This window comes from Paenibacillus yonginensis (assembly GCF_001685395.1).
GTDB lineage: Bacteria > Bacillota > Bacilli > Paenibacillales > Paenibacillaceae > Fontibacillus > Fontibacillus yonginensis.
The window spans coordinates 957,254-980,714 of record NZ_CP014167.1 but is presented as its reverse complement, the minus strand read 5'-3'; the positions used below and the strand labels follow the sequence as shown (position 1 = coordinate 980,714).

Annotated in this window: 15 protein-coding genes, 5 tRNA genes, 3 rRNA genes and 1 riboswitch; of the genes, 5 read left to right on the top strand and 18 right to left on the bottom strand. The window is 49.7% G+C overall.

What is annotated here, in order from left to right; translation table 11 throughout:
* Positions 1-13: 13 nt before the first annotated feature.
* Positions 14-643 carry an SGNH/GDSL hydrolase family protein gene (locus AWM70_RS04505; protein WP_068694528.1) on the bottom strand — a complete coding sequence of 210 codons (630 nt, stop codon included), beginning with the start codon at positions 641-643 and terminating at the stop codon, positions 14-16.
* Between the two features lie 186 nt (positions 644-829).
* Here AWM70_RS04505 and AWM70_RS04500 point away from each other — a divergent pair, with 186 nt between their 5' ends.
* Positions 830-1,744 carry an extracellular solute-binding protein gene (locus AWM70_RS04500; RefSeq protein WP_068694527.1) on the top strand — a complete coding sequence of 305 codons (915 nt, stop codon included), beginning with the start codon at positions 830-832 and terminating at the stop codon, positions 1,742-1,744.
* 111 nt (positions 1,745-1,855) lie between these two features.
* Here AWM70_RS04500 and AWM70_RS04495 read toward each other — a convergent pair whose 3' ends face one another.
* Together AWM70_RS04495 and AWM70_RS04490 are read right to left on the bottom strand one after the other, a co-directional pair.
* A complete protein-coding gene (locus AWM70_RS04495; RefSeq protein WP_068694526.1) occupies positions 1,856-3,376 on the bottom strand; it encodes a DHA2 family efflux MFS transporter permease subunit in 1,521 nt (506 codons plus the stop codon).
* 6 nt (positions 3,377-3,382) lie between these two features.
* A complete protein-coding gene (locus tag AWM70_RS04490) occupies positions 3,383-3,826 on the bottom strand; it encodes a MarR family winged helix-turn-helix transcriptional regulator (RefSeq protein WP_169823399.1) in 444 nt (147 codons plus the stop codon).
* Positions 3,827-4,060: 234 nt separating this feature from the next.
* Between AWM70_RS04490 and AWM70_RS04485 the strand changes: the two genes are divergently transcribed.
* From AWM70_RS04485 to AWM70_RS04475, 3 genes are all read left to right on the top strand, one after another.
* Entirely contained in the window at positions 4,061-5,311 is a 1,251-nt protein-coding gene (locus AWM70_RS04485) for a methyl-accepting chemotaxis protein (RefSeq protein WP_068694524.1), read from the top strand.
* Between the two features lie 209 nt (positions 5,312-5,520).
* Positions 5,521-5,832, top strand: a complete 312-nt coding sequence (locus AWM70_RS04480) for an ArsR/SmtB family transcription factor (RefSeq protein WP_068694523.1) — start codon at positions 5,521-5,523, stop codon at positions 5,830-5,832.
* 96 nt (positions 5,833-5,928) lie between these two features.
* Positions 5,929-6,079, top strand: a riboswitch (FMN riboswitch).
* Between the two features lie 118 nt (positions 6,080-6,197).
* Complete coding sequence (locus tag AWM70_RS04475; protein WP_068694522.1) at positions 6,198-7,154, top strand: DMT family transporter; 957 nt, start codon at positions 6,198-6,200, stop codon at positions 7,152-7,154.
* Positions 7,155-7,215: 61 nt separating this feature from the next.
* Here the strand turns inward: AWM70_RS04475 and AWM70_RS04470 are convergent, their stop codons facing one another.
* From AWM70_RS04470 to AWM70_RS04405, 14 genes are all read right to left on the bottom strand, one after another.
* Positions 7,216-8,148, bottom strand: a complete 933-nt coding sequence (locus AWM70_RS04470; RefSeq protein ID WP_068694521.1) for a carbohydrate ABC transporter permease — start codon at positions 8,146-8,148, stop codon at positions 7,216-7,218.
* A gap of 17 nt (positions 8,149-8,165) precedes the next feature.
* Positions 8,166-9,155, bottom strand: coding sequence for an ABC transporter permease (locus AWM70_RS04465; protein WP_083180126.1), 990 nt, complete (start codon positions 9,153-9,155; stop codon positions 8,166-8,168).
* A 163-nt stretch (positions 9,156-9,318) separates the two neighbouring features.
* A complete protein-coding gene (locus tag AWM70_RS04460; RefSeq protein WP_068694520.1) occupies positions 9,319-11,040 on the bottom strand; it encodes an ABC transporter substrate-binding protein in 1,722 nt (573 codons plus the stop codon).
* A gap of 229 nt (positions 11,041-11,269) precedes the next feature.
* The gene (locus AWM70_RS04455; protein ID WP_068694519.1) at positions 11,270-13,048 is read right to left on the bottom strand and encodes a cache domain-containing sensor histidine kinase; all 1,779 of its coding nucleotides are present in this window, start codon (positions 13,046-13,048) and stop codon (positions 11,270-11,272) included.
* A 17-nt stretch (positions 13,049-13,065) separates the two neighbouring features.
* On the bottom strand, positions 13,066-14,652 hold the full coding sequence (locus AWM70_RS04450) for a response regulator (RefSeq protein WP_068694518.1): 1,587 nt from the start codon (positions 14,650-14,652) through the stop codon (positions 13,066-13,068).
* 98 nt (positions 14,653-14,750) lie between these two features.
* On the bottom strand, positions 14,751-15,902 hold the full coding sequence (locus AWM70_RS04445) for a family 8 glycosyl hydrolase (protein ID WP_068694517.1): 1,152 nt from the start codon (positions 15,900-15,902) through the stop codon (positions 14,751-14,753).
* 302 nt (positions 15,903-16,204) lie between these two features.
* Positions 16,205-16,278, bottom strand: a tRNA-Gly gene (locus tag AWM70_RS04440).
* An 8-nt stretch (positions 16,279-16,286) separates the two neighbouring features.
* Positions 16,287-16,363 (bottom strand) — tRNA-Pro (locus AWM70_RS04435).
* 10 nt (positions 16,364-16,373) lie between these two features.
* Positions 16,374-16,457: transfer RNA gene (locus AWM70_RS04430), tRNA-Leu, on the bottom strand.
* A 32-nt stretch (positions 16,458-16,489) separates the two neighbouring features.
* Positions 16,490-16,566: transfer RNA gene (locus AWM70_RS04425), tRNA-Asp, on the bottom strand.
* A gap of 10 nt (positions 16,567-16,576) precedes the next feature.
* A tRNA-Glu gene (locus AWM70_RS04420) sits at positions 16,577-16,651 on the bottom strand.
* 31 nt (positions 16,652-16,682) lie between these two features.
* Positions 16,683-16,799: ribosomal RNA gene (gene rrf, locus AWM70_RS04415) — 5S ribosomal RNA — on the bottom strand.
* 210 nt (positions 16,800-17,009) lie between these two features.
* Positions 17,010-19,959, bottom strand: a 23S ribosomal RNA gene (locus tag AWM70_RS04410).
* Positions 19,960-20,306: 347 nt separating this feature from the next.
* Positions 20,307-21,861: ribosomal RNA gene (locus AWM70_RS04405) — 16S ribosomal RNA — on the bottom strand.
* Together the 16S, 23S and 5S rRNA genes with 5 tRNA genes alongside form the textbook arrangement of a ribosomal RNA operon.
* Before the next feature lie 562 nt (positions 21,862-22,423).
* On the opposite strand from AWM70_RS04405, the gene AWM70_RS04400 reads away from it, so the two are divergent.
* Positions 22,424-22,666, top strand: coding sequence for an LSm family protein (locus AWM70_RS04400; RefSeq protein WP_068694516.1), 243 nt, complete (start codon positions 22,424-22,426; stop codon positions 22,664-22,666).
* A 54-nt stretch (positions 22,667-22,720) separates the two neighbouring features.
* Here AWM70_RS04400 and AWM70_RS04395 read toward each other — a convergent pair whose 3' ends face one another.
* A complete protein-coding gene (locus AWM70_RS04395) occupies positions 22,721-23,428 on the bottom strand; it encodes a GDSL-type esterase/lipase family protein (RefSeq protein ID WP_068694515.1) in 708 nt (235 codons plus the stop codon).
* Positions 23,429-23,461 lie beyond the last annotated feature (33 nt).

The window sequence follows — 23,461 nt, the reverse complement described above, 5'->3', positions numbered from 1 at the left end:
CGGATTAGCTCTCTTATTTGGCCCCAACCACGCTTAACCAGGCATCGGCAATCAGGCCATGTCCGGCTGTGGAAGGATGAACGCCATCTTCCGCCCAATAAGCTGCCCCTGTCCCCGTGCTTGCGGCATTAATTAATCCGTCCAGCGGTACATACAGCGTTCCAAATTCCTTAGCCAGCGACCGTACGGCCTGAATTTTCGGATTCAGATCTTCGTACCAGCCCTGCTGCTCTTCATGGACGGGGACAACAAAGGGTTCCATCAATATAAGTTTCTTCACGCCCTGGTTGAGCGTCCGCTCGATCAAACGGCGGTAACCGTCCTTAAAGTTATCCACGGAGGTTGGATCATTTTGATCGTATCTGCGCCAGGTATCATTTATTCCGATCAGAATGGAAACATAATCCGGCTTCAGCTGGAGGCAGTCCCTATCCCATCTTTCTTCCAGATCCTTGACCCGATGTCCGCTTATTCCTCTATTAAGGAAAGTCACCTGCTTCTCCGGATAGCGCCGCCCAAATTCGGCCGCTGCCAGAAAAGCATATCCGGCACCTAAACTGGCCTGATCCTCGTAATTCCTGCCGCAGTCCGTTACGCTGTCGCCAATAAACAGCACTTTCGTGCGCTCTTCCAGTATGCTCATGCCTAACCCCTCTTCCCCGGTTATTTGTAAACGCATTCTCAATTGTTTATGATAATACCAGGAGCCTAAATGGTAAATAGCTGAATCCAAAGATTTAAAGCCCGGCTTCCGGGTTTTCATTTAAAAATAACAGCTATTATAATAAAGCTAAGGCAACATTTTTAATAGACAGAGGAGAGCAGAAACATGGACGAGTTGAGAAAGGCCTACCAAACCCTTGGGCTCGAAGAAGGGGCACCGCGGGAGGAAGTGAACAAGAAATACGATCTGTATGTCCGAAGGTCCCGTTCCCGAGGCCGATCCCAGGAAGGAACCGAGCCGGAGGAGGACTTCGAAGCCATTAACCGTGCTTATCGTTTCATCATCGACTACGAAGACAACAAGATCATCGAGCAGAAACGGCAGGAGCGGTTCCGCAAATGGGGCAAATGGGCTGGGGCCGCTGAGAAAACCGACGATTTCCTCCGGCTTCACCGGACCAAAATCTGGTTGTCGCTGCTGGCATTGGTCGTCATTATCGTTGCCATCACCACATACGTCAATCATAAGCAAGAGCAGGAAAGACTGGCAAGCCTCCCTCCGGTTGATCTTTCGGTCATGTTTATCGGCAACTTCGTTTTGCCTGACGGAAGCAAAGCTGGCGAAGCTTTGGAGCAGTCCATCCTCGCTCCCTTCCCGGATTGGAAACGGGTAACCGCCCATGTAACCTATCTGCCCATGGATAATACAAATGCCGGGCAAATGGCGATAGCTTTGCAGCAGAAAGCCCAAATTGATGTCATGACCGAGAAACCGGATCTTTATATCATGGATAAATCGACTTTCGACTGGCTGGCTCAAGGCGGAGCGCTGCAGAAGCTTGATGATTACGCAAACGGCGAATTAAAATCCCTGCTGACCGGCGAAACCGCATTAAAGCAGAAGACGGAAGACGACACCTCTTCTCATGTATATGGCATCGACCTTTCAAGCAGTCCGCTTTCAGCCAACCTGGCTTTGGGCAAAACCGATATGATCGCAGGGATCCGCGGCGGAACTGAGCTATCGGGCAAATCCCTTGAATTTATCAAACGTTATCTGGAAGCCGCAGCAGGAAAATAATTTCATTAAGCTTGTGAATCCCGCATTGATTCCATAAAACAAAATAACAGCCGGCTCAGGAAACGCTCCTGAGCCGGCTGTTATTTTTTATAAATTAAACTGTGTGACGCCTCAGCCTTTGGAAGGTGCAGCTACCGTTTTGGTTTCCAGCGGAGTGGCTTCCTTGTTGACGTTCACTCTCTTGATAAAGAAGGCCAACACCAGCGCAGCAACCGTAATCCAGGTAGCGACAATAAACGCCTGGTCGATGCCGTAAATCGTAGCATCCTGAGTCAGCTTGCCGATGGCTTCAGCATTGGCCGGGTCCTTAGGATTCAAACCGCTGGCTTGAATCAGTTCGGTTCCGCGGTGCGTAGCCCGGCTGTTCATGATGGTTACCAGGAACGCCGTTCCCAGCGCACCGGCAATGGTACGCAGTGTGTTGGACATGGCTGCGCCGTGCGCATTCATTTTGGCCGGCAGCTGGTTCAGCCCCGCTGTTTGAACCGGCATCATGATCATGGACATGCCGAACATACGGGCTGTATAGACAAAGATCAAATGTCCATAAGTGGTGCTCTGTGTCAGGTCACTGAATTCGTAGGTAGTAATTGCTGTAATGATCAGACCGATAACAACCAGCCATCTCGCACCGATCTTATCGAAAATGATACCGGTGATTGGAGACATGATCCCCATCAGAATCGAGCCTGGCAGGAGCAGCAAACCGGATTCCAGCGGCGAAAAGCCGCGGATCGTCTGCAGGTAAATCGGCAAGAGGATCATGCCTGCATACATCGCCATCGTAACAATGACGTTAATCACTGTTGTTAGGGAGTACATGTTGTATTTGAATACGCGCATTTCCAGCAGCGGCTTCTCAGCCACAAACTGGCGCCATACAAACAGGATCAAAGCTATAGCGCCAACAACAATACTTACAATAACTTCAGTGGAATCCCAGCCATTGCTGCCAGCTTCACTGAAGCCGTACAAAATGCCGCCAAATCCCAGCGTAGAAAGAACTACGGACAGGTACTCCAGTTTAGCTTTGGAGTTGGGCAGTACATTTTTCATGAACAGCAGACCCAGCAGAACCGAAATCAGGCCGAGCGGCAGGATAATCCAGAAGAGAACATGCCAGGAATGATGTTCAATGATCCAACCGGACAAAGTAGGACCAATGGCAGGGGCGAAGATCATCGCTACCCCCATCATCCCCATCGCTTGACCGCGTTTCTCAATCGGGAAGATGGTCAGGAAAATAACGTTCATCAGCGGAAGCAAAATGCCTGCGCCAAGCGCTTGAACAATACGTCCGACCATAACCATCGAGAAATCGTTGCCTAAAGCACATATCAGCGTACCGATCGAGAATAAAATCGTTGCCGTCAGGAACAGGTGTCTTGTCGTAAATCTTTGAACCAGATAAGCACTTAATGGGACAAGAACGCCGTTCACCAGCATAAAGCCGGTAGTGAGCCATTGGATCGTAGTTGCTCCTACTCCCAGATCGCCCATCATTTGAGGCAAGGCCACGTTCATCAAGGTTTGGTTCAACAAGGCCACAAATGCTGCAATCAGAATCGCAGCAACAATCGGACCCTTTTTCAGTACCGGAACCGAAGCTCCACTAGGATGTGTTGCATTCATCGTAGTTTATTCTCCTTCTTTCTCTGTTTCTAATAAATTTATAATAGAACGAAACGTTCTTATTAAATGAGTGATTTCTTCCTGCGGTATGTCGCTGATCTTGCCCATCGCCTTTTGATATAAAAGGTTGGTCCGCTCCTCAATCTCCCTTCCTTCATTGGTCAAGTGCAAGGTGACCGTCCTGCGGTCCAGATCGGAGCGCTTCCGCTCTACATAACCTGCTTTCTCCATCCGGTCGATGACACCGCTGAGTGTACTGTTTCCCAAATGGACCCGCTCGGCCAGATCGGACATACTAAGCTCGGGCTGCTCTCGAAGCGCGGACAACACGTAAAACTGGATGCCCGTGATGCCCAGCTTCTCAGCTTGTTTTGATACAACCTGGTGAAAGGCTCTCTTTAATTCACGAAACCCTTGGACCAGCTCGTGAAGTTGGTTCCCTTGTTCCAAAGACATATTCCTTTCCCACTCGAATATTTAGTCTCTTTAACATTTCGCACACGAAATATTAAAACTCTTTTCAATCCAAAAGTCAATTGATTTTTCAGAAAAAAAAACTCCGTTTCACCTTATTTACAGCGTTTTCATTGAAAAACTGAACCTGCCGACATCCATAGACCAAAAGGGCTGGCAAGTGTATAATATAGGAAAATCTATCTATTTTATGAGGGGGTCATTCGTTCTATGTCCTGGTTCCAGAAACTATCCATGTCACAGAAAATTGTAACCGGTTTCTTTGCTGTCGCTGTTCTCTTCTCCATTCCCTTTCTAATTGCACTAATTCTGACCGGGCATTGGCTGCTGGGCATCATCCTGGTTGTCGTACTGTCCGCGCTCACTTATCCTTTATCACGCTTGTTCGAGAGAACGCTTTCTTCAACTTTTGACAATATCTCCAATGTTACGGCCCGGATTGCCAAAGGGGATTTTACAGCAACCGTGCCGGAGTCGGGCGCCATGGGCGACATCAGCCGCACCTTCAACAGCATGACGGACAAGCTCAAAAAGCTGCTCGGCGACGTCAGCTCCATTACCCGCCAGGTCATGGATACGAGCAGCGGACTCGCCGATAAACATCAGGAGCTGAAGACGGTGATGAACCAGGTGGCCAAGTCCTCGAGCGAGCTTGCCGTTGGCGCCAGCCAAATCTCTGAAGATGTCAGCGATATGATGGATTCGATTCAGTCGATCGAAAGCAAGGTAGGCAATTATACCACCTCCGCACGTCAAATGAACGAGCGATCTTCCCAAACGCTGAAGCTTGTTGAGGAAGGCCGCCAATCCGTCGAGAAGCAAGCGGAAGGCATGAAACGGAATGTTGAAGCAACCAGCCAGGTAGCCCAATCCATCAACAAGCTGTCGCAAAATGCTCAAGGTATTACCCTGATTACCAAAACCATTTCCGAGCTCGCTGAACAAACCAATCTTCTGTCTTTGAACGCATCCATCGAGGCTGCCCGCGCCGGAGAGCATGGACGGGGTTTTGCCGTAGTAGCCCAGGAGGTGCGCAAGCTGGCTGAGGAATCCACTACGTCCACGCAAAAGGTGTTTGAACTGGTGAAAAGCATTGAGCAGGATGTCAAGCAGGCTACCGTTAATATACATACCAACGAGGAAATCGTCCGGATGCAAAATGAAATGATCCGGGAGGCCGAACGGATTTTCGCCCAGATCGTAGACAGCGTTGCTTATATTTCCGAACAAATTGCCGTCTTCAGCCAGGAGAGCGAATCGATGCTGGAAGCTTCTCATAAAATTTCATCGTCCATTCAGAACATTTCATCCATTACCGAGCAGTCCGCCGCCGGCACCGAGCAGGTATCCGCAGCCATGAATGAACAAATATCTTCTATTGAGAATGTGGCCCGGGAGACGGAAGCGATGACTCAAGCTGTCTTCCAGCTGCAGAAGACCATTCAAGTATTCAAGATTTGACCTGCGGCTGCTAGCCTCATCTATATGACCAGCCAGCACAACAAAAATACAACGGCGAAAACCCGGCAAATGCCGGGTTTTTATATGGCCTCCAATCAAGCAGCGCCAATAAGCCATAAATAAAGGTGCCTTGAAGCTTAAAATAAGGCCTCTTGTTTTCTTCCTTCGTTTCGAATTGACATATCGAAAAGAACCGATATAATGGATCTATGGACTATACATTAATCTTTAAAGCACTCTCTAATGAGACAAGACTGCAAATGCTGCAGTGGCTGAAGAATCCTGAGCAGCATTTTCCCGCCCAGTCCGCACATTTGCACGATTTGGATTTTACAGGCGGTATTTGCGTAGGGTCTCTTCAGGATAAAGCCGGCCTTTCGCAGTCAACCACTTCACAATACTTGTCCTTGCTGCAGCGTGCAGGTTTGCTTGAAGCCAAACGTTGTGGGCAATGGACCTATTACCGGCGTAACGAAACGGCAATTCAGCAGCTTTCAGACTGGATTGGACGCGAACTTTAAAAAATGACTTGCATTTGAACCTGTCAATGATATAGTTGACATATTCCATTTTTGATTTCGTTTATATTTAAATTAAGTATAATACAAAAATTTATTAAGGATCTTCGGGGTAAGGTGAAATTCCTAACCGGCGGTGATGCTCACCTACAGAGCTCAGCCCGCGACTCGCTGCTGCCGAACTGGCAGCAGCGACTGACTTGGTGCAAATCCAAGGCCGACGGTAAAGTCCGGATGGAAGAAGATCATCAATAATCATGTTGGGCATGGTTTATTTCACCTGCTCATCACATGTTTATTTGATCAACCCCCGTTTGCCTGTATGGCGGCCGGGGGTTTTCCTTTTTTAAGATCCGCAGGAGGCTATTATGTCTAGTATTGACCAAGCATTACCCTTACGCAGTGGACGCGGTGTCAGAACCGGCTTCTGGCTGGTTGTTCTGGGGGCCGCCCTTTGGGGGGTTGACCCGATCTTCCGGATACTGTTGTCCAAATATTTGACTTCTTCGCAGATTGTTCTTCTGGAGCACCTTATTTTGTTCCTGTTCGCCGCCCCGGTCCTATGGGCGCACCGCTCTGAAATGAAAGGGCTGAAGGCCCGCCATATCGGTGCCCTGCTGTTTATCTCCTGGGGCGGCTCTGCACTGGCTACCATTTTATTCACACAGGCTTTGGCGACAGCCGTCAACTTCAACTCGGTTCTGCTGCTGCAAAAGCTGCAGCCGCTGTTCGCTATCCTCCTGGCAAGACTTCTCTTGAGGGAGACGCTTCCGAAACGCTTTGGACCTTTACTGCTGCTGGCTTTAATCGGTACTTATCTGCTTACTTTTGGACTCCACGTCCCTTTTAATCATGTCAGCGAATTTGTTGAGGTTGGAAGCCTGCTGTCTTTGGGCGCCGCTGCTTTGTGGGGAGGCTCCACGGTTATGGGCCGTTTGATGGTCGGCAAAATGCAATACGAAACGGTCACATCTCTACGCTTTATTCTGGCCTTGCCCTTGCTGTTCATCATTACTTTAAATCAAGGCGATGCCTGGAATATTCCTGCCGATAAAGGCGCAGTAGCCGGTATTGTCATTAATATTGTTCTTCAGGCCGTACTGCCTGGCCTGCTCAGCTTGCTGCTTTATTACAAAGGACTGCAGAACACCAAAGCATCTATCGCTACTTTGGCAGAGCTCAGCTTCCCGATGGTCAGCGTTATTATTAACTGGATCGTTTACAATCAGCGGATTACGCTTGTCCAGTTAACAGGCTTTCTGCTGATTTGGCTGGTCCTGTTCGCCATCTCCCGTCAGCAAAGCGCGAAAGAGCAGCAAGCTTAACATGAATAGCCGGACGCCGGGCTAACCTGCCTTGACGTTCGGCTATTTTTATTTTCTGCTCTCAGCCTTTTACCCCTCCGAGTGTCATGCCTTTAACGAAGTATTTTTGCAGGAACGGATATACGATGATCATCGGCACGCTGGCCACGATCGTCATCGTAGCCCGAATGGAGGTCGGCGTCACAAAGTTGGCGTTAGTGTTGCCGCTGTTGGCAAAAGCAGAAGCCGAGGTCATCGAAGAGTTGGAATTCGAGTTGGCCAGCATCCGCATCAGCTCGTACTGCAGAGTGCTCAGATTTGGCACTTGGGAGTTGTAAAGGAACACATCAAACCAGGAATTCCATTGGTAAACTCCCGTAAACAATGCTACCGTTGCCAAAGCGGGCAGAGACAGCGGCAGCACAATCTGCATAAACGTCCGGAAATCCCCCGCCCCGTCTATTCGCGCAGATTCGATGATGCCTTCTGGCAGCCCTTCGATAAAGGAGCGGATGACGATCATATTAAATACGCCTATAATGCCTGGCACAATGTATACCCAGAAGCTGCCGATCAGATGCAGATCGCGGATCAGCAGGTAGTTGGGAATCAGCCCGCCGTTTAGGTACATCGTGAGCACGAACATAACCGTTACGAATTTGCGCAGGACAAACTCAGGACGGCTGATCGTATAAGCTACCATTGCTGATGAAAATACAGTAATGACCGTACCAAGCACGGTGCGGAGAATCGAAATCAAGGTAGCATGAAAGATTGTTGCTTCCTTAAATACATACTGGTAGCTTTCCAGACTGAACTGACGGGGCCACAGGAAGATGCCGCCGCGAATGGAATCACTCGCATCATTCAGTGAAACGGCTAACGTATTAATGAAGGGATACAGCGTAACAACAGCGAGTCCAACCAGGAAAATAATATTTAATGTATCAAAAATAAGGTCGCTGGGTGAGCGGAACCGTTTATACACTTTTTTTGCAGGCATGGTTTGAGCCATCAGCCTTCTCTCCTTTCCTAGAACAATCTTTCCTCGCCCATTCGTTTGGCCAGCGCATTAGCAGAGAATAGAAGAATAAAGCTGACCACTGTCTTGAATATGCCGGCTGCTGTGGCGAGCGAGAAATTGCCCATTGAAATCCCGTACTTCAGTACAAAGATCTCCAGGTTCTCGGAGTATTCCGCATTCATGCCGTTGCCCAGCAAATACTGAGGTTCAAATCCCGTTTCCAGAATGCTCCCCAGGTTCATAATCAGCAAAATGATAATAACCGGCTTCAAGCCCGGAAGTGTAACTCTGAGAATCCGCTGGAAGCGGTTCGCGCCATCAATCTCGGCCGCTTCATATTGCGACGGGTCGATCATCGTCATCGCCGCCAGATATACAATCGTATTCCAGCCGACATCCTTCCAGACTTCGGAAATCCCGAGTATTCCCCAGAAATAAGGTCCGATTCCCAGCCACATAATAGGCTCGGGGATAATATGCAGCCCCACCAGCACTTTATTGATGATTCCGTCGCCGTCGATGGACAGCGCCGTTGAAATCAGATTGGCCGCTACAACCCAGGAAATAAAATGCGGCAGATAGCTGATCGTCTGTACAAAACGTTTGAAGAAAATGAGCCGCAGTTCATTGAGCAGAACCGCCAGCGTGATAGCCGTCACGAAACCAAGCACCAGCTTGATGACTGCCATAGCCAGCGTATTGCGCATGACACGGATGAAAGAGTCGTCGGAGAACAAAAATTTGAACTGCGACAAGCCGACCCATTCCTGCTGGAACATGCCGAGGTTCGGCCGGTAATGCTGGAAAGCGATCGTCCAGCCCCACAGCGGAAGATATTTGAACACAAAAATCCAGATGACAAAAGGCACAGACATACAAATCAGCGCCTTCTGCTTGAGCAGCAGCTTAAAAAATCGTTTGGCTCCCTTAACCTTAGGTTGGCTAGGTTTCGGCACAACAGGAGTGCCAGCCGCCGCAGCGGCAGTTTGATTATCCATGGCTTCTCTCCTCCCCCAATCGCATGCGAATCTGTCATCAAGCCGGCTGGCGTGCGGGCCAGTTCAGATAGAACCCGAGCAGTTCGAAAGGCAGGGCCCGGCCGAAGCCAGGCCCACCCTTCAACTTGCAGCCGCCGGACAAGAAGTTGAAACGGGCTGATGATTAGTTCCCGGTGCCCGTCACCTTGGCGATTTTGGCCGCGATCAGTTCATCCATGGTGCTCTCGAAACCTTTGACGTCCAGTTTGCCGAATTCCTTAAGATATTCCTCCCAGATCGCATCAAACTGATCCGGTTTGGCAAGCACAAGTTTCGGGAAATATTTGAGTTTGACATCCTTGGACTTCTGCTGGAATATTTCCGCAGGAGAGCCCTGCTCTATAGAAATACTCCAGGCTGGGTACCAAGGACGATCATCCGGAGCTGCAAACAGCTCGGAGAACGTTCTGACGCCGTATTTTTCAAGAATATTCCGGTCGCCTTCCGTAAAAGAAGCCTGGGCTACTTCAGGCTGGCTATTGACCGCGTAAGCATTGCCGTCACTGAGCGTAGAAGCTGTACCATACATCGGCCAGCTGTAATTAAAGTAAGTAAAACCTACCTTCTGATTGGTCGCATTGTCCTTGCGCGCTTCGATTTGCTCCGGAGTCAGATAGAATCGGCCTTGATCGTTCACTTCGTAGGTTTCACCTTTGAAGCCCCACTGAATCATGATTTGATTCTCTTCCTTCAGCATGTTATCGAAAAACTTGATAATTCGAACCGGGTCTTTGGCGCTCGTCGTGATACCTACACCACGGTTATCAACAAAGGAGTTAGGATCGAGATACTGATCTTTTGTATTTTGATCGAATACGATCGGCAGAGGCATGTAATCCAGGTCGTCATTGCCGGTTTTGCGGATGTTTTGAATCGCCTGGTCCACTTCCCATTCGTAATCGAAGAAGCCGAGCACTTTGCCGGATGAGACTTTAGCCAGATACTGGTCATAGTTATTAACGAAAGAAGACTTGTCGTAAAGGCCTTCGTTGTTGATTTCGTTCAGCTTCTTAAGCCACCGCTTGGTGTAATCGTCGTCCGCATATACATTTGCTTTATGGGTGGCCATATCCACGATCACGTCCCCGTCGTTCGGGTAGCCGGCGAGATGCATAGGTGCATTAAAGATTCCCATCGTCCGCCAGTCGTAAGTAAGCGAGGTAAAACCTGTGAGGCCTTCACTTTTATGTGCGTCATTGTATTTCTTGATTAAATCAAAGTATTCATCCAGCGTTTTGATTTTAGGATAACCGAACTCTTTCAGGACACGGCGCTGAATAAAAAAGGCTCCCTGACCAATTGTCGGTGCAGGCAGGTAATCACCTACAACTGCGGAAAACGGCAGGAAATAAATGTTGCCGTCCGCCTGCTTCATTTGGTTAAAATAAGGGCCATATACCCTTTTAATGTTGGGACCATATTGCTCGATCAGGTCATTTAACGGGATAAAAGCCTTGGCATCCAAAATCTTGTCGATCGCCGTATCCGGAGCGAGTACGTCCGGATAATCGCCGCTCGCAATCATCGTGCCGATTTTGGTGTTCACATCCCCTACCGGGAACTGCAGCTTAAAGTTGACACCCGTTTGCTCCTCCAGCTTCTTGCCAATTTCAGTCTTGTTGGAGTCAATGTCAGGTACCTGGGAGTTGGCATTAAAATAAGTAAAGGTTACAGGCGTCTTATCCTCCTGTGCCGTATTGTTCGCCGAGTTGGAAGCACCGGCATTTCCGGACGGCTCCGCCGAAGAGGCGTTGTTTTTCCCGCCGTTTCCTCCACCGCCGCAGGCAGTCAAGGAGGCCGTCATCAGAAGGGCCAAACCTAACATTGCAAGCTTCTTTCTGACCATGAATGTCTTTATCCCCTTTCGCTCATTTATTTATTGTAAGCACTTTCATTGTAAAGAACGGGGGATATTCTGATAACCCGACAAACTTTATACTGTACTTTGAAAACCATAGATGTTTGCTCGGTTGTTTAGCCGGGCTTTCGCCCAAACCTTTGGTTTTCTTCGTTTGGCAGAGAGGACAATTACTGAATCAGGGTGTACCCTGATTTTTGATATTTCCCCGGCCGTTTCAGTCCGTCTCCTCTTTGTACATCCCTTCCTGTTCGACCGGCAGCTCGATCCGTACGGTTGTGCCTTCGCCGGCTGAGCTGCCAAGTACAAAATGCAGCTGCTCCCGATAATTGAGCTTCAGCCGATAATAAGCGTTGCGGATGCCGATATGTTCACCCATTGCTTCCTCATTGGCCAAAGAATGCCTGATTTCGGACAGCTGGTCCTGTTCAATCCCCGCTCCGTTGTCCTTCACTTCAGCAATCAATTTGGCGTCCTCCAACCAGATGCGCAGCGTAATTCGTCCACCTTCCTTGAGCGGCTCTATCCCATGGATGCTGGCATTTTCGACAAACGGCAAAATGGTCATTTTCGGAATCAGGCACCCGTAAGCCGCTTCGTCAATGTCCACCTCGTATTGAAGTTTGTCGCCAAACCGGTATTTCTGGATTTCAAGAAAGCAATGTATCAATTCCAGCTCCTCCCGCACAAATACAAGATCCCGGCCCCAAGTCAAAGATTTGCGGAATATTTTTGCCATGTTGTGGATGATTTTGGCCGTCTCCGTCTCTTTCTTGAGTAAACTTCGCATCCGGATCGTCTCCAGCGCATTAAACAGGAAATGGGGATTAATCTGGCTCTGCAGCGCATGAAGCTGGGCCTGCTTGCGTTTGATTTCCAAATCCTTGCGCTGAATGTCCGCGATATAGACATCGTCAATGAGCTTTCGGATTTGCAGGGTCATTCGGTTGAATTCATCGGTCAGCTGTCCGATCTCATCCGGATATTGCTCATGTTTGATCGTTTCGAAATGATGGTTTTTGACTTTCTTCATATGCTTCAGAATGCGGACAATCCGTCTGTTAAAGGAACGAGTGAACCAGATGATGAACAAGGTAGGCACAAGCAGGTTCGGAATGGCCAGGTAGAGGACAAAGTTCCGGGAACGATAAACGTCCTTCAGCAGTTCATTTTCAGGGAAATGCCCCTCAATGCGCCAACCTCGCAAATAATTAACATTATTGAATTCTTCTTTGAAGATAATCGTGTGGGAAGGAACCGGGAGCTGCTTCAGCGACACTCTCCTTGCTTGCCAATTCAGCTCTGGATCGGTGGCGTAGTCGATAATACCTGTGTCGTTGACCAGATACAGGTTGCCTTGAAGCGTCGAATTGCGGAACAGGCCGCTGACGGTATCCAGGCTGATGTCGATTTTTAATACTTTGGTTCGGAGATTCTGATATTTGTAATAATTCAGCTTACGGACAACCGTATAAGTTGTTTCCGGTCCTTTGTAGGTATAGTTTACGCTTCGGACAACAACAGGCGAGGAAGCCGTGGTCTGCATGACGGCCCGGAACCAGGGTTCCTGACGGACACCGGCTGTGATTGGAAGTATGCCTCCGCCTCCGATGACAGAATTATTGTTGGTGTAAATCGAGATATTTTGAATAGCTTTGTAGATCGGAGAATAACGGTACAAGGTCGGACTGATGGTAGCATAATAAGAATCGATGTATTCAGACGGCGTTTCATAGGTTTGTTCAACTGCATCGTTCAGCAGGTTATCCGCATAAAGGACGGAAGAGATGCCTACGGCCACATCAATCTGGGCCAAAAAGTCGTTCCTGATCTGCTCCATCGCCTTCGACATGTCATTGATCTTCTGCTGTTTGACGTTGTGCGTCGTCACCTGATAAAACACGATATTGGTCACCACAATCGGGATAAACACGGCCACCGTGTAAAGGATTAGCATTTTACCCCTCAGACGGACATGGTTAAAATTAAATTTCATAATCAGGCCCCGTACGTTTATTTGGCGGAGAGTTGATTCCGGTAAGCAGTAGGCGTCCGGCCTTCTACTTTTTCAAATTTGCAGACAAAATAATCGGCATTGTCAAACCCAACGTGACGGGCCACTTCGTATACCCGCATCTCGGTCTGACGGAGCAGCCGTTTGGCATTGTCCACACGGATTTGCAGCAGGAAGTCATTGAAATAAACGCCAAATGTTTTCTTGAACAGCTGCCCTAAATAAACGGGGTTCATGTAGAAGCGGGCTGCGATGCTCTTCAGGCTGATGTCCTCATTGTAATGCCGCTCGATATAGCTTTTGATCTTCATGATGTCCCCCTTTACATAATTCCTGCGCAGCCGAGCCGCCATTTCAGCACTTTCCACAATAAAATGACGGAAGCGTTCCTGAAGCCCTTGCAAAGTTACCGGGTAATTTCGCCACTGCAGCGTTGCTTCCAGGGAATGAAGCTCCCGCTCGTTGCCCTGCATAGCTGAGATGGAACCGATAACACCAAATACAAGCCTGGCAATGACGTTGTGGACGGCTTCGGGCGCAAATGCACGCTGCTGGATCTCTGCAAAAATAGAGTCGGCCGCTTCAAGCATCGCTTCCCGGTTGCCCTCCTCTATCTGCTCAAGCAGATGTGCGTAAACTCCCGATTCGAGTTCCATATAACGTAAAGTCAGTTTCTTCATCTGCCCGTAAGTAAAAACGTGAAGATTTGGGGCAGCATATTTATACTGCATTGTTTCAATAGCCGTTAAATAGCAGTGGTTGATTGCTGCCAGAGGCTGGACTCCATCCCCGGCATAACAATAAATGGGCTGAGGAAAACTGTCATTCAGGCGATCTGCCAAACGTGCAGCCAACTCCTCAAGGACGAGCGACTGCTGTCCGGCGGGAAGAGCAGCAGGATCCAGACACACGGGAAAGCCGTATACCCCAACCCGATGCTCATGCAGATGTAGAGGTTGAATCACTGGGTTCCATACGGCGAACTCGTTGATAATCGCATGATGGAACGCCCGAAGCTGCTTGGCTTCGTCATCTCGTTTCAGCGGGTTGACCAGATCGTTCATCTCCGCAATCAGATAACCGTACTGCCGGTCCGGCGGCAGGGCCACCATCCGGGCGATCTCCTCAACTTCCTCCAGGGCTGCTTCTCCGCGAAGCAGTTTAGTAAGCGCTTTCTGTTCTTGGCCGACGGATCGCTTCTGCTTCTCTTTCCCGATCTCCGCGGACAAACGCGACAGTGAATCCGTCAACTCCTGTTCGTCGATCGGTTTGAGGATAAAGTCCTTTACCCCGAATTTGATGGCTTTCTGGGCGTATTGGAAATCACCATAACCACTGATAATCATAAATTTGGTTTCGGCATCGCCCGCATCCCTTACCGCCTGGATCAATCCCAGTCCGTCGAGCACCGGCATACGGATGTCGGTAATAACCAGCTCCGGCTTGATAAGTTCGATCATTCCGAGCGCTTCTTCACCGTTGTCCGCCTCTTCAACGACTTCGTACCCACAGCTGTTCCAATCAATCAGATTTCGCAGTCCCTGTCTGGCAAAAATCTCGTCCTCCACCAAAATGACTTTATACATCCATGCCCCTCCTTCCGTCAGTTGGTTTTGCAGGCAGTCATCTCCTCATATCCGACCAAACTGTCCAAGCCCGCTGCAATCCAATACCCGCTCTGCTGTTAGTTCGAAGCCGCTGAAGGTTTAAAGATCCGATAACTCCCGCTTAAAGCCAAAATGGCAAACATATAAAGGCAGTTGTCATAATATCTGCGGCTGCCGGTCCGCACCGGGGTGTTCCATAGTAATTTTACAGCGTTCTCAGCATGCGGGCCGGCTGCTGCCAGCGAAGCCATCGCATTGGTGGCCAGCAGGCCTACCGGGTGCAATGATTTTTCCTCCAAAGCTTCCCCGTCTATAGTATATCTCCGGTAGTCATCGGGCTGAATATCCGCAAAAAAAGCCTGGATACGGTCCGCTTCCCCTACCTGCCATTCATCTGCACGAAACCATTCATAATCCAACCCGATGTTGGCTGCCACCCGGTAAGCATCGCTGAAAAATTTCCCGTACCCCTGCGTGTCATTAGGCGTCCCGTCATAATAAGCATATTCGGGCGCCAGACCGGTGACCGGATGGCAGGCCGTATGAAGATAAGCCCGGCTCGCCGTGACGGCTTCCTTCCAGAACGCCTGATCCTCGGGGTACGCCCACAAAGCAAACAGCTCATAGAAATGCGGAAGATGATAAGAAGGATCAGAAAAATCACAATTCGGAATAAATTTAATCAGCTTATTATCCGGATTCCACATCGGCTGTCCGATTCCGTTCTCGCCTTTGTGCAGGCAAGTCCGAAGCAGGTCGCGCGCCTGCTTACCGTAATCAAACGGTGCGAAGCCATCCCCCCAGCGATGTGAGGCAAACAGTAGAGCTAACGCAAAATACTCTTCGCCATCCGGTGCAGGGCCATCAGACCTCCGTGTACCATCGGGATTGCAGGACCAGGCGAAATAACCGGCATTTTCCCCTTCCGTCATAAACATATACGTGTGCGTCCATTTCCAGATCCGGTCGAACACCTCTTTGCGGTCCAGCTGCACCGCCATCATCATGCCGTAGGACATCCCTTCCGTACGAACGTCCAGGTTTCCCGTATCCAGCAGATAACCCATGTCTTCCCCTGCTTCATAGTAGATCCGGGTCTCCTCAGGACCTTCAAACAACTTTGTCCAGGTATCCTCAACCCGAGCGGCAATTTCCTCTTCAGAGAATCCCATCTCCTTAAAAACATTCCGGTAAATACCGGAGTCAAATGCCCCCAACCTCTTCTCCATCTTCGTGTTCCCTCCCATTTTATTCATTGAGTTTGCTTGAACTGACTTGATCTGCTTTCCTTTTTGCCCCAGTGTAACCGTTTACAAAAAGGAGTATTTAACAGACAGATGATTCTGGAGTCATTATAACATAAAAACTTAGTTTGTTGACTGGCCAAACTATGTAGAATTTTGAAGATAAAAGTCTGTTTGGTTTTGAGTAGACAAAAGTTCGCTCCCTGCTGAAACGCCATTCAGTTATTGTAGCAATTTGAAGCAACAAAAAAACCTTTGCGCTGCAAAGGCTTTAAGTGATTAAAATTTGGAGCGGGTGATGGGAATCGAACCCACGCTACCAGCTTGGAAGGCTGGAGTTCTACCATTGAACTACACCCGCATTATAAATGGTCGGGATGACACGATTCGAACATGCGACCCCCTGGTCCCAAACCAGGTGCTCTACCAAGCTGAGCTACATCCCGAAATTAGGTATGCGGTCGAGAGGACTCGAACCTCCACGGGGGTTAGCCCACACGGACCTGAACCGTGCGCGTCTGCCAATTCCGCCACGACCGCATATTCAATTGCTGCTGCCATTTATTTATAAATGGCGGAACCGACGGGATTCGAACCCGCGATCTCCTGCGTGACAGGCAGGCATGTTAGGCCTCTACACCACGGTTCCAAGAGAAGAATGGTGACCCGTAGGGGATTCGAACCCCTGTTACCTCCGTGAAAGGGAGGTGTCTTAACCCCTTGACCAACGGGCCATGCTATTATATGTACACCCATATAGGGTTTGCTTGGCGGCGTCCTACTCTCCCAGGACCCTGCGGTCCAAGTACCATCGGCGCTGGAGGGCTTAACGGTCGTGTTCGGGATGGGTACGTGTGGAACCCCTCCGCCATCGCCACCAAACATGATTTTTGCGCTGCTTCTCTTCCGCGTCTTTCGCTTCAGCAAAAGATCAAACCTTAGAAAGGACATGCAGCTTAAAATCGGTTCAGATGTTTGATCACCTGAAAACTGGATACGAAACAATCAATTGCGATTTAGTTGTTCTCGGGGTCCCCGCCAAAGTACTCGGAATCAGCACCGAAGCTGTTCTTCACTTTGTGGGGTACTTTTTTGGATAAGCCCTCGACCGATTAGTACTGGTCAGCTCCATGCATTGCTGCACTTCCACCTCCAGCCTATCTACCTCGTCGTCTTCAAGGGGTCTTACTAATTGGGAAATCTCATCTTGAGGGGGGCTTCACGCTTAGATGCTTTCAGCGCTTATCCCTTCCGCACTTAGCTACCCAGCTGTGCTCCTGGCGGAACAACTGGTGCACCAGCGGTGCGTCCATCCCGGTCCTCTCGTACTAAGGACAGCTCCTCTCAAATTTCCTACGCCCACGACAGATAGGGACCGAACTGTCTCACGACGTTCTGAACCCAGCTCGCGTACCGCTTTAATGGGCGAACAGCCCAACCCTTGGGACCTACTTCAGCCCCAGGATGCGATGAGCCGACATCGAGGTGCCAAACCTCCCCGTCGATGTGGACTCTTGGGGGAGATAAGCCTGTTATCCCCAGGGTAGCTTTTATCCGTTGAGCGATGGCCCTTCCATGCGGTACCACCGGATCACTAAGCCCGACTTTCGTCCCTGCTCGACTTGTCAGTCTCGCAGTCAAGCTCCCTTTTGCCTTTGCACTCTTCGAATGATTTCCAACCATTCTGAGGGAACCTTGGGGCGCCTCCGTTACTCTTTAGGAGGCGACCGCCCCAGTCAAACTGCCCACCTGACACTGTCCCCATACCGGTTCACGGTACTAGGTTAGAACTCCGATACGATCAGGGTGGTATCCCAACGGCGCCTCCAAGGAAGCTTGCGCTCCCTCTTCCTAGGCTCCCACCTATCCTGTACAAATCGTATCAAAGTCCAATATCAAGCTGCAGTAAAGCTCCATGGGGTCTTTCCGTCTTGTCGCGGGTAACCTGCATCTTCACAGGTATTAAAATTTCACCGGATCTCTCGTTGAGACAGCGCCCAAGTCGTTACGCCATTCGTGCGGGTCAGAATTTACCTGACAAGGAATTTCGCTACCTTAGGACCGTTATAGTTACGGCCGCCGTTTACTGGGGCTTCAGTTCATAGCTTCGGAGTTACCTCCTAACCACTCCCCTTAACCTTCCAGCACCGGGCAGGCGTCAGCCCGTATACTTCGCCTTGCGGCTTCGCACAGACCTGTGTTTTTGCTAAACAGTCGCTTGGGCCTTTTCACTGCGGCCCCCTCGGGCTATTCACCCTACCGAGGCACCCCTTCTCCCGAAGTTACGGGGTCATTTTGCCGAGTTCCTTAACGAGAGTTCTTCCGCGCGCCTTAGAATTCTCTTCTCGCCTACCTGTGTCGGTTTACGGTACGGGCACCTTCACCTGGCTAGAGGCTTTTCTTGGCAGTGTGAGATCATGACCTTCGCTACTGCAATTTTCGCTCCCCATCACAGCCCAAGGTTATGTAGCACGGATTTGCCTATGCTACCCTCTCACTGCTTGGACGGACATCCATCAGTCCGCGTCACTACCCTGCTGCGTCACCCCATCGCTCATAACGGTTTACGGTGGTACAGGAATTTCCACCTGTTGTCCTTCGACTACGCCTGTCGGCCTCGCCTTAGGTCCCGACTTACCCTGAGCGGACGAACCTTCCTCAGGAACCCTTAGGCTTTCGGCGGATCAGATTCTCACTGATCTTTTCGTTACTCATACCGGCATTCTCACTTGTATGCTGTCCAGCGCTCCTTACGGTACACCTTCAACCTACATACAACGCTCCCCTACCCCTGATGCAATGCATCAAGCCATAGCTTCGGTGGTGTGTTTAGCCCCGTTACATTTTCGGCGCAGAGTCACTCGACCAGTGAGCTATTACGCACTCTTTAAATGGTGGCTGCTTCTAAGCCAACATCCTGGTTGTCTGGGCAACTCCACATCCTTTCCCACTTAACACACACTTGGGGACCTTAGCTGATGGTCTGGGCTGTTTCCCTTTTGACAATGGATCTTAGCACTCACTGTCTGACTCCCGGTTAATCAGTCTATGGCATTCGGAGTTTGACTGAGCTTGGTAACCCTTGCGGGCCCCGCACCCAATCAGTGCTCTACCTCCACGACTGTACCACCGAGGCTAGCCCTAAAGCTATTTCGGGGAGAACCAGCTATCTCCGAGTTCGATTGGAATTTCTCCGCTACCCCCACCTCATCCCCGAACTTTTCAACGTTCGTGGGTTCGGGCCTCCAGTGCGTGTTACCGCACCTTCACCCTGGACAGGGGTAGATCACACGGTTTCGGGTCTACGCCCACGTACTATACTCGCCCTATTCAGACTCGCTTTCGCTGCGGCTACGGCTTCTCACCTTAACCTTGCACGGGAACGTAACTCGCCGGTTCATTCTACAAAAGGCACGCCATCACCCGTGATTTTTCCGAAGGAAAATATCATAGGGCTCTGACTTCTTGTAAGCACACGGTTTCAGGTTCTCTTTCACTCCCCTTCCGGGGTGCTTTTCACCTTTCCCTCACGGTACTGCTTCGCTATCGGTCACTAGGGAGTATTTAGCCTTACCAGATGGTCCTGGCAGATTCATACGGGGTTTCACGTGCCCCGCACTACTCGGGATCCGTCTCGGAGGGAACAGACTTTCGGTTACAGGGCTTTTACCTCTTCTAGCGGGCCTTTCCAGACCTCTTCGCCTACCCTATTCCTTTGTAACTCCATGTGAGACGTCCCACAACCCCAAGAGGCAAGCCTCTTGGTTTAGGCTCTTCCGCGTTCGCTCGCCGCTACTGACGGAATCACTACTTGTTTTCTCTTCCTCAAGGTACTTAGATGTTTCAGTTCCCCTGGTCTGCCTCTTCGCAACCTATGTATTCAGTTACGAGTGACTGGCTATTACACCAGCCGGGTTTCCCCATTCGGACATCCCCGGATCAAAGCTTGCTTACAGCTCCCCGAGGCCTTATCGTTGTTCGCCACGTCCTTCTTCGGCTCCTAGCGCCTAGGCATCCTCCGTGTGCTCTTAGTAGCTTAACCAAATCGCTCGGATTTTGGGTCAACACGCTCTGTTGTTCCCCGGTTTCTTATTTGAAATGAATCAAGGGTGAAACCGACTCACAAAGGATCGATTGCCTCCAAAATGCCTCGCTCTACAGTTAGCACTTCACTTGTTCTCTAAGATCACAAGTTTCAGCTAAAAAAGAATGTTCTAATTCGCATTTGTTGTTTCGTTATCCAGTTTTCAAGGATCAAGGCAGTTTCGGAAAACTGCGGTTTTTGAGAGTTTGAGCTCTCAAAACTGACCAACGAGTGAGAATATTTTGGTTAACTCATGGTTAACCGATATTTGTACCGCTTCGCTGCGGAAGCGAGGTACTCCATAGAAAGGAGGTGATCCAGCCGCACCTTCCGATACGGCTACCTTGTTACGACTTCACCCCAATCGTCTACCCCACCTTCGGCGGCTGGCTCCCTTGCGGGTTACCCCACCGACTTCGGGTGTTGTAAACTCTCGTGGTGTGACGGGCGGTGTGTACAAGACCCGGGAACGTATTCACCGCGGCATGCTGATCCGCGATTACTAGCAATTCCGACTTCATGCAGGCGAGTTGCAGCCTGCAATCCGAACTGAGACCGGCTTCTAAAGATTCGCTCCAGATCGCTCTTTCGCTTCCCGTTGTACCGGCCATTGTAGTACGTGTGTAGCCCAGGTCATAAGGGGCATGATGATTTGACGTCATCCCCACCTTCCTCCGGTTTGTCACCGGCAGTCACTCTAGAGTGCCCAGCCTTACCTGCTGGCAACTAAAGTCAAGGGTTGCGCTCGTTGCGGGACTTAACCCAACATCTCACGACACGAGCTGACGACAACCATGCACCACCTGTCTCCCCTGTCCCGAAGGAAAGGCCTATCTCTAGACCGGTCAGGGGGATGTCAAGACCTGGTAAGGTTCTTCGCGTTGCTTCGAATTAAACCACATACTCCACTGCTTGTGCGGGTCCCCGTCAATTCCTTTGAGTTTCAGTCTTGCGACCGTACTCCCCAGGCGGAATGCTTAATGTGTTAACTTCGGCACCAAGGGTATCGAAACCCCTAACACCTAGCATTCATCGTTTACGGCGTGGACTACCAGGGTATCTAATCCTGTTTGCTCCCCACGCTTTCGCGCCTCAGCGTCAGTTACAGCCCAGAAAGTCGCCTTCGCCACTGGTGTTCCTCCACATCTCTACGCATTTCACCGCTACACGTGGAATTCCACTTTCCTCTTCTGCACTCAAGTCACCCAGTTTCCAGTGCGACCCGGAGTTGAGCCCCGGGATTAAACACCAGACTTAAATGGCCGCCTGCGCGCGCTTTACGCCCAATAATTCCGGACAACGCTTGCCCCCTACGTATTACCGCGGCTGCTGGCACGTAGTTAGCCGGGGCTTTCTTCTCAGGTACCGTCACTCGGATAGCAGTTACTCTACCCGACGTTCTTCCCTGGCAACAGAGCTTTACGATCCGAAAACCTTCATCACTCACGCGGCGTTGCTCCGTCAGACTTTCGTCCATTGCGGAAGATTCCCTACTGCTGCCTCCCGTAGGAGTCTGGGCCGTGTCTCAGTCCCAGTGTGGCCGTTCACCCTCTCAGGTCGGCTACGCATCGTCGCCTTGGTGAGCCGTTACCTCACCAACTAGCTAATGCGCCGCAGGCCCATCCGCAAGTGACAGATTGCTCCGTCTTTCCCAAGAAAGTCATGCGACTCTCTTGCGTATCCGGTATTAGCTACCGTTTCCGGTAGTTATCCCAGTCTTGCAGGCAGGTTGCCTACGTGTTACTCACCCGTCCGCCGCTAAGCGAATCAGGAGCAAGCTCCCGATCCACTCCGCTCGACTTGCATGTATTAGGCACGCCGCCAGCGTTCGTCCTGAGCCAGGATCAAACTCTCCAATAAAGATGGAAGGTCCCTGCCACCCGAAGGCGGTAGGTTTTCCATTCAAAGTGTTTGTTTAGCTCATTTTGAATCTGACGAGATTGGAGCGAATTTGAAATCCACATGGATTTCAAATTCGTCCCAAAATATCTCATTTATTTCTCACTCGTTGTTCAGTTTTCAAAGATCAAACTTGTCATTCCGTCGCCGCTTTCGTTCTCAGCAGCAACTCTTATATCTTATCATCTCTCCAGCATTTTGGCAAGCACTTTTTTTCTTGAAAGTTTTGAAGCTTAGTCAGCTTATTTAAAACTTTCAATAGAAAAGCATCTTATCATTGGCTGCCAACCATGGTTGTTTAACCATTTGCTTCAAGCGGCTGGAATAAGAATATACCATGATCTCAAAGCGATTGGCAACCCTCATAATTTTCCAATTTCATTTTATTCTAAGCTGCCCTAGCTGCCCTATTCTTCTAATATGCTACCTACCTAAATTTGAGACATTTATATCTATCCTACGTTATCCGCCGTGGCGATTAGCTGAATTCCTCATACATTGACAGAAACAGGAGGTGCCATTCATGTTGGATCAGATGTATTATCATTGTTTGAGATACAAAAACAAAAAAGTCAGAATCCTGACCCGAGACGGCAAGGAATATCGGGGGACAATCGTAGATGTGGATCGAAATAACGTTTATTTGCGTCCCGAGGGCGGCAGCGTTACTACTTCTGCCTTTTTCCCCTACTTTGGCTATCCGGGATTTGGAACTGGTCTGTTGACTTTAAGTTTGTTTAGTTTATTAGCTATTTCTTTAATTTAAGTAAAAAAAGGATATCAGAGAATAACACAAGCCCGGGTTGCCCCGGGGCCTGTGTTATTTTTGCACAGCGGTGTGCTGCTCCGAATTCAAGACCTGATCAATCAAAGCGTTTACTTTATTTCCCCAAATATTATAGCCATCCCCATTAATATGAATGCCGTCAATCGAATAATTAGAAAGCAAATAACCGTTCGGGGCTAGGACTGCATTTAAGTCAATATAGGGGATTTTGTGGGCATTGGCATAATTCTTCAGGTAGTCGTTCAGCTTGCGGACATTTTGATTAACCGTTATGTAGTCCTTGACTTCTTTCCCCACATATAAAGTAAGGGTAATCGCAGGCGTGATCTGTTCCTCCTCAAGGCGATTAAGGATCCTGGTATAGTTGTTAAACGCCTCCTCCGGAGTTACTTTCCCGCTGGTGATATCATTAATGCCCGCCATAACAAAGACCATATAAGGGGTCAAATTGGTGACATAATCCAGCCGATTAAGCATACCGGAGGTGAAATCCCCGCCGATTCCCCGGTTGGCAACATTCCTCCCCAGCAGTTCATTCCACTGTACGTTAAAGGTCAGCGAATCACCAAGCATCACGATGTCGGCATGCTGCACCTTATAATGAGACTGATTGGCTAACTGCAGGAGATACGTTTTGTTTTTCATATAGATTGGAGCCTCGGAGGTAGCGCCTAGGACTGGAATGGTGGCCAAAGCAGCAAGCGCGAGAATAAAGACAAGTTTACGACCAAGCTTTTGCATAACATCCTCTTCCTCTTGTTCAAAATAGTATGA